The organism is Rhizobium sp. PEPV16 (assembly GCF_008919455.1).
Taxonomy (GTDB): domain Bacteria; phylum Pseudomonadota; class Alphaproteobacteria; order Rhizobiales; family Rhizobiaceae; genus Rhizobium; species Rhizobium leguminosarum_Q.
Window position 1 is genome coordinate 38,462 of record NZ_VSZV01000331.1, and the last position, 1,985, is coordinate 40,446.

2 protein-coding genes and 1 pseudogene are annotated in these 1,985 nt (G+C 55.9%); all 3 read left to right on the plus strand.

Annotated elements, in window-relative coordinates; all coding sequences use genetic code 11:
* Positions 1-747, plus strand: a 747-nt coding sequence (locus tag FY112_RS23245) for an IS630 family transposase (RefSeq protein WP_151519380.1), incomplete at its 5' end; no start/stop codon positions are given.
* Between the two features lie 447 nt (positions 748-1,194).
* Positions 1,195-1,278: pseudogene (locus FY112_RS36910) on the plus strand (transposase domain-containing protein); the annotation flags it as partial.
* 349 nt (positions 1,279-1,627) lie between these two features.
* On the plus strand, positions 1,628-1,985 hold a 358-nt coding region (locus FY112_RS37980), incomplete at its 3' end, for a glutamine synthetase beta-grasp domain-containing protein (RefSeq protein ID WP_246700728.1).

Consider the following 1,985-nt stretch of genomic DNA (forward strand, 5'->3'; position numbering starts at 1 on the left):
AGCGCGCGCTCGCTCGCCAAGGCGGTTGGTCTGAGCCACACCAGCGTACAGCGCATCTGGGCGGCACATGGGCTCAAGCCCCATTTGACCAAGACGTTCAAACTGTCGAACGACAAGCAGTTCGTCGAGAAGGTGACGGACGTCGTCGGTCTCTATCTTGATCCGCCGGACCGGGCTCTGGTGTTTTCGGTTGACGAGAAGTCACAGATCCAGGCGCTGGACCGCACCCAACCGGGCCTGCCGATGAAGAAGGGGCGGGCGGGAACGATGACCCATGACTATAAGCGGCATGGCACGACGACACTGCTTGCCGCCCTCGATGTCGCCACCGGCAGGGTGATCGGCGAATGCATGAAACGTCATCGTCACCAGGAATGGCTCAAATTCCTTCGGCTCATCGACCGCAGCACGCCCAAGGGCTTCGACTTGCACCTGATCGCCGACAACTATGCCATCCATAAACACCCGGCGGTCAAAGCCTGGCTGGCCAAACACCCTCGCTTCCATATGCATTTCACCCCCACTTCGGCGTCTTGGCTCAATCAGGTCGAACGCTTTTTCGGCTTGATCACAGGCGATCGCATCCGGTGTGGCGTATTCAAGAGTGTCGCCCAGCTCGAAGCTGCAATTCAAGACTATCTCGATCATCACAACGCCGATCCAAAGCCCTTCGTTTGGACCAAATCCGCGACCGATATTCTTGAAAAGGTCGCCCGCGGGCGACAGGCGTTAGAGTCGCAACATTAGGATCCAGTTCAGAACGGACGTCATCGCGCCATGGCGGTTTGGTTCATCGCAGCTTTCGTTCAAGATGCGCTGCTGCTCCGTTAAACTTTCAGGCGTGACATGCCAGGCGAGACCGAAAAGTGCAAAGCCTCGCGTATAGCTATTTTCGGCTGGCGGTGGGCTTGGAGGTTGGTCATCTGAAGGCCAGACGAGTTTTAGCTGCGGCGGTCTCTTGTTCGTTGTTGTTCGACGCTGATATTCGGACATGTGGGGACTCCGTGGTCCCCAACCGTCTCCCAAGGATGTTTCAAGCCGGTCACAAACTTGACTGAAAGCTTTCAGTTGCAACAGGATCAGCACCTGCGCGATCAAACCAACCGATAATTTTGAGTCTTAGGGCCATGCCTTCTTTGGTTACAGACTCAGCGATACGTTCGTCTCGTCCGGGCGATAACCACACATCGCAAGCTGGCCCAGACCCTCGAGCGCATAGCCAACGGCTGGCCCAGCAGCGATCTCGATGCACTCATGCCGTGGAATTACGCGGGCTGAACGGTCTCAGCTTGCCGCTTACGGACCGTATGGGACCGCGATGCCCGAAAGCCAGCAGTTTTTGGTCATGAGGCATGCATTGGCTTAAGCAGAAAGGCAGCCGACGAAATGTGCAAAATCCTCATTGAAGTCCATGGCGCTTCCATCCCGTGGACGTGGGAGAAGACATGAAGCCGTCAAGAAAACCTTGAAGATTGCATTAAGCTGCGCTGGATTATCGTCCGAAGTGAGGGCTCCGGATTCGCTTCGACAATATTACAATAGCAAGCAGAATTCCCCATAATAAAATGGAATCGCAACCTGCTTCATGCATGCGTCCTCTTGCTTGTGTTGAATTACGAGGAAGACGATGACAAAATATAAGCTCGAGTATATTTGGCTCGATGGGTACACTCCGGTACCGAACCTGCGTGGCAAGACGCAGATCAAGGAATTCGACGCATTCCCGACGCTGGAACAGCTTCCGCTCTGGGGCTTCGACGGTTCGTCGACGCAGCAGGCTGAAGGCCGCAGCTCCGATTGCGTGCTGAAGCCCGTCGCCATTTATCCTGATCCGGCCCGCACCAACGGCGCTCTCGTCATGTGCGAAGTCATGATGCCGGATGGCGTCACGCCGCATTCGAGCAACGCTCGTGCAACCATCCTCGACGACGAAGATGCCTGGTTCGGCTTCGAGCAGGAATATTTCTTCTACCAGAACGGCCGTC